Origin of the sequence: Sphaerotilus sp. (genome assembly GCF_041083715.1) — a bacterium.
Lineage (GTDB): Bacteria > Pseudomonadota > Gammaproteobacteria > Burkholderiales > Burkholderiaceae_C > Sphaerotilus.
Genome location: NZ_JBFPGY010000363.1, coordinates 1 through 5232 on the forward strand (window position 1 = coordinate 1; position 5232 = coordinate 5232).

Sequence of the window (5232 nt, forward strand, 5' to 3'; positions counted from 1 at the left end):
CGGATCCGCAGTTCGGCGTGGGCACGACCGAGTACATGCGCGCCTGTGGCGGCTATGGGGTCACGCTCGAATGCGGGCAGCATGGCGACCCCCAGGCACCGGAAGTGGCCCGGCTGGCCGTGCTGCGCACCTTGCACCTGCTGGACATGCTGGAGGTGCCGGATGGCGAGATCGAAGCGCTGGTCCCGCCGGAGTCGCACACGCTGATGTGCCTGTTCGACGTGATCGACTGCGAGCACGTCGGTGACCACTTCAGCCGCGAATGGTCGAGTTTCGATCCCGTCCGGGCCGGCGATGTGATCGGCCACCGGGACGGCGGCCGGCCCGTGGTGGCCGAGGTGGATGGCTGGATCGTCTTTCCCAACCCGCGGGCACAGGTCGGGCAGGAATGGTTCTACCTGGCGCGGGCCAGCGACCGCACACTCTGAGCCGGTGTGCCGGGCCGCTCAGTGCAGCGCGGCCAGTTCCTTCGCGGCACCGGGAACCCCTCTGGATTCGGCATAGGCCAGATACCGGCGTGCGGCGGAGAGATCGCGATGCAGGCCCGCTCCGGCCCCGAGCCGGCGACCCAGCTCGAAACACGCGCTGGCGTGGCCCGTGTCGGCGGCCTGCTGCAGCGTGGCGATGCCCGATGACAGGCCGCCGGCGCGCACGGCCATGGCCGGCGTCAGTTGCACCAGGGCCAGCGTGTAGAGGGCCTCGGGCGATGGCGGTTCCGGCAGTTTTTCCAGCGACGTGGCGGCGGCCTGCAGGTCACTGACCGAGCGGCTGTGCAGCCACAGCGTGGCCCGCGCCCTGGCCAGCACGACCGAGCTGGCCAGGGCCGGGTCGTCCTCCAGCGCACCCAGCAACCGCTCCGCATCGCGGGGATCGGGTGTGACGCCATCCGGCCCCAGCAGCAGCTGCCATGCGCGCACCAGCCGGACGTGCGGATCCACCGGTGTCTGCTCGACCGCCTGCGCGAGCACGTCCGCGGCGGGGTAGTGCCGCAACCGGTAGTCCTTGTCGTCGCTGGCCAGCCAGGCCTCGACCTGCTGCTGCAATGTGGCGGCAGCGCGGCTCTGTTCGGCTTGTTGCCGGACATGCGGCAGCCGTGTCATGGCGGCAGCTCCCGCCAGCGCCACGACCACGGCGGCGGCCAGCGAGGTGACTTGCCAGCGCCGCACCACGCTCGAATGGCGCAAGGGGCGCAGCAGCCGGTCGCTCTGGGGCATCCGCAGCGACAGCGCCAAGGCGCGGCGCGCTTGCCAGTCGGTCACCGTCCAGGCAGCGATGCCCAGCCCTGTCGCCAGCACCGAGGCGCTCGCCACACCGATGCGCGGGCTGCCCAGTGCCACCAGCAGCGCCGACACCACGCCGATGCCTGCAAGGCCCTGCAGCCGCGGCCGCCTGACCCGCTGCAGCCACAGCCGCTCGACCGCACGCTGCACCAATTGCAGTGCCCGGGCCTGGTAGGCCTCGCCGACCAGGCCCGGGCACTGGCGGTTGATGTCCGCCATCGGTGTGCGCGCGGCAATGTCCTGGTTCAACGGAGACTGGAGGAAACGCTGCAGTGCCTCGCCCAGGTGGCGTCCGCTGCCGTCGACGTTCTTTTCCAGTGTGCCGAGGTCGTGTGCCAGCAGCACCGCGGCCACCTGCTGGTAGTCGACCACCTCCAGCGACGGACCCAGTGCGGTGAACTGCATCGGCTGTCCGGCCACCTGCAGATGTGCCTGCCGCACGGGCAGCCGCAGGCGCTGCACCGCCTGCACGGCCAGCGGCGCCGTGGTGTAGCGCACCTGCTCCAGCGTGCAGACCGCGTCCAGCGTGGCGACATCGGCATGGCGTGCCGTGATGGCCGCGGCCACGGCAGGCTCCGGGTGGTGGATTTCCAGCAGGTCCTCCACCTCCATCCGCTCGCGCAGCCGGCCCCACTGGTGGTGCCAGCCGGACGCGGCGCAGTCCGGGCAGTCGAGTTCCTGCTGCCCTTGACAGTCGGGGCAGACGATCCGGCCGGACGCCGCGCAGCGGGCACAGTCCTGTTCGCCCCGGCCCTGGCAGGCCGCGCAATTCAGCCAACCCTGGCTGCACGCGGCACAGGGCACCAGTGCTTCAGGCGCCTCGGTGCGCTCGGGGGCCGCGCTGGTGCTGGTGGCGCCCGGTGCGGCGGTGGCCTTGACCAGCCCATGGCCTTCGCAGACCCCGCAGGCCAGGCGTCCGAGCCCTCTGCATTGGCGGCAGGCGCCGTGTCGGCGGCCCTGGCAGTCGGGACAGGTCTGCGCGCCGCTGCCCGAGCAGCCTGTGCAGGCGAGTCGTCCGCGCTGACCACAGGTGGCGCAGGGCCACTCCGTGCCGATGGTTTCGTTCGGCTGGTCACCGAAGAAGGTGCCTGCGGGCAACAGGCGCCGGTAACGCCCCGGTTCTTCCGTCGCCCACTGCTGGATGCGGGCGGTGGCGGCCGATTCGGCGGTGGCCAGCCGCTGCTGAAGCGCTGCTTCGGTGGCGGCGACGTCCGGGCGTGCCGAGATGCCGTGCGGCAAACGACCTGCATGGACTGCGCTCTCGATGTCCAGATCGACCCGTTGCCGGGTGGTGACGACCAGCTCGGCGCCCGATTCGAGGTCTGGCGACAGCTCCTTCAGATCGGCACTCCTGAAGCGCGTGAGTGGCTCGATCTGCGCCCCGATCACCTCGGCGATGCGCTTGCGTCGTCCCGCTTCCTGCCCCCGCACACTCGACATCCCTGACCTCTGCTTGCAATCCGACCGGAAAGGGAAAGATTACACAACATCGGCTGGACCGCGGGTCGCCAACGGCCGACAGGGCGGCCAGCCAGCGTGTTTCAGCCGCGCACCGGCGAGTGGCGGCGGAACCAGGCGAGATAGAACAGTCGGTAGGCGATGCGCCGCAGGCGCCCGTCCAGTTGCACCGGCGGACGTGGGCAGCTCGCGGGTGCATCGGTCACTGGCAGCGTCTTGCGGTGGACGATCACCTGGTGGCCCAGTTCCGTGATCGACTCGACCAGCCGCGCATAGCCATGCTGTCTGTACAGGGCGAGTCCGGCGACATTGGTGTGCAGGCATTGCAGCCCGATGCGCAGACAACCCCAGTCCCGGCAGACCGATTCGACGTGCATCACCAGCTGGTGGCCTACGCCGCGGTGGCGGTATTGTTCATCCACGGCCAGCAGATTGACCCACAGCGTACCGGTGTCCTGTCGCGGCTGCGCGTGCATGAATCCGATCACATGGCCGTCCAGGCGTGCAACCTGGAAATAGGGGAGTTGGTGGCAGAGCCAGTAACCCATGTCCACTTCGGTCTGAAGGGGAAAGTTCTGGGCCACGAGCTTGCAGATGCTCGCCCAGTCGCTCAAGCGCGCGGGCTCGATCACGACGTGTTGTACCAAGGACGAGGCGGTCGGCCTCGCAGGGGGAGATACCGGCACCGGGCGGTCGGACAACGGCAGCGGGCGCGTCACGTCGGTCAGCAACATGATAGTTTTGGAATTTGTGGCACTACTGAAATCGAACCCTATCCTAGCCAACACGGTGCCTGCTGGTTGACCTTCGAATGAGGGGGAGGCCAGTCAGAAGGTGAAAGGCGGCGCATTCTTGTGCGGAACTACCGCCTGCCGGCGGCCGGGGCTACCATGTCGGCGTCATGTCCAGCACCCTCGCCACATCGGTTCACAGCGAACTCGTCATCAAGAAGAGCCGGTTCATCGGCTGTGTCCAACCTGTTTCAGACCGTGCCGGCGCGCAGGCCGTGGTCGATGCGCTCTGGAAAGAACACCCTGGCGCGCGCCATGTCTGCTGGGCGCTGATGGCGGGTGGGCAGTCTGCTGCGGTCGATGACGGCGAGCCCGGGGGCACGGCCGGACGCCCGATGCTTGAAGTGCTGCGTCACCAGGATCTCGAAGGCGTTCTGGCGACGGTCGTGCGTTATTTCGGTGGCGTGAAGCTCGGCGCAGGCGGATTGGTGCGGGCTTACACGGATGCCGTGGCGCAGGCACTGGTCGGAGCGACCAAGGTGCCGCTGCAGCGGATGCGCCCGCTGCGCTGCACGGTGCCCTATGCGCTGGAAGGGCTGGTCCGGCGCGAACTGTCGGCGGCCGGCGCTGCGCTGGGCGAGGTGCGCCATGGCGCACAGGTGGAGTTCGATTTCAGTCTGGCCGACCAGGCGGCGACGGCGTTCGTCGCCCGTCTTTCCGATACCGGGCAAGGGCGGATCGGCTGGTTTCTTGTCGAAGCTTGAGGAGCCTCAGTTTTCTGTTTGCGCGCAAGAGGTTCAAGATACAGATGTCGGTATAAAGTCGCAGATAGAAAAATATAGGAGGGTGCCTTGTATGACGACCAAATTCTCTCGGAAGCTTCGGACCGCTGGCGTCGGGAGGGCCTGTGCATGAGCCCGCCCATCGTGCGTTCAGTGCAGGGTCACGAGTTGCCTGTTCCGCTGTCGACCGCTCCATTGCGGGACGATCATTTCGATCCCCAGGCGTGGACCTGTTCGGTCTGCGGCAAGGTGCGGCTGCGCGAGTTGCTGCACAGCAAGGCGATCCTCGGTCGCCAGCAACTGGTCTGTGCGCCGTCCTGCCTCGGAGCGGAACGGCGCGCCAACGCCCGCTGAAGCGGGCCTCTCGGTTCAGGGTTTCACGGCGGATTGCGGCTGTGCCAGCTTGTACATCGCATAGAAGCGGGCAAATTCTCGGCCGCTGACGTCGTGTGTCCACAGGTGCACACCATCGGCGGTGGTGCCGCCGGCGAAGTCGGGCGGCGTCTTCGTCGTGTCGCAATGCGCATCTGCATTGGTCTGACGCGAGCAGTGGACGCTGCCGGTGCGTGCGGTCGATGTGACGGTTTCCTGGTCATTGAAGGGCACGCCTCCGCTGGTCCGGCCCCAGAGCTTGAGGTTGGTCGGCGCCAGCGTGGCGTCCTGTGCCGTCCAGTTCATCGTCACACCGCCACTGCCCGGCAGCGGCACGCGGCCGGTGGTCGGGTCGGCGCTGGCGGTGATCCTGGTCAGATCGGCTGCGTCCAGGCGGGCCAGCCCGCGCTGGCGCAGTTCGGCCATAGTCATCGGCCGTGCCCGGGTCTTGAAATACTGCGTCGTGGCCAAGGCCCCCGGGTTGCTGGCGAGGTAGTAGTCGAACTTCCACACCGTATTGGCCGACAGGTTGGCGAGGTCGCCGTCGCTCAGATCGGTCTCGACGAAGAACAGGCCGGTGTCGCGCGCCGAAGGGTGACCCGTGGTGGC

Annotated in this window: 5 protein-coding genes and 1 pseudogene; 3 read left to right on the plus strand and 3 right to left on the minus strand. The window is 68.2% G+C overall.

Going from position 1 to position 5232, the window contains the following annotated elements:
* Window positions 1-428, plus strand: a pseudogene (locus AB3X43_RS17155) (succinylglutamate desuccinylase); the annotation flags it as partial.
* Between the two features lie 18 nt (window positions 429-446).
* Here the strand turns inward: AB3X43_RS17155 and AB3X43_RS17160 are convergent.
* The gene (locus tag AB3X43_RS17160; RefSeq protein ID WP_369431088.1) at window positions 447-2720 is read right to left on the minus strand and encodes an SEL1-like repeat protein; all 2274 of its coding nucleotides are present in this window, start codon (window positions 2718-2720) and stop codon (window positions 447-449) included.
* Between the two features lie 101 nt (window positions 2721-2821).
* Window positions 2822-3472, minus strand: a complete 651-nt coding sequence (locus tag AB3X43_RS17165; RefSeq protein ID WP_369431089.1) for a GNAT family N-acetyltransferase — start codon at window positions 3470-3472, stop codon at window positions 2822-2824.
* A gap of 167 nt (window positions 3473-3639) precedes the next feature.
* On the opposite strand from AB3X43_RS17165, the gene AB3X43_RS17170 reads away from it, so the two are divergent.
* Window positions 3640-4233, plus strand: coding sequence for an IMPACT family protein (locus AB3X43_RS17170; protein ID WP_369431090.1), 594 nt, complete (start codon window positions 3640-3642; stop codon window positions 4231-4233).
* A 147-nt stretch (window positions 4234-4380) separates the two neighbouring features.
* Complete coding sequence (locus tag AB3X43_RS17175; protein WP_369431091.1) at window positions 4381-4605, plus strand: hypothetical protein; 225 nt, start codon at window positions 4381-4383, stop codon at window positions 4603-4605.
* 15 nt (window positions 4606-4620) lie between these two features.
* Here the strand turns inward: AB3X43_RS17175 and AB3X43_RS17180 are convergent.
* The coding region (locus tag AB3X43_RS17180; protein ID WP_369431092.1) for a hypothetical protein at window positions 4621-5232 on the minus strand (612 nt) is incomplete at its 5' end.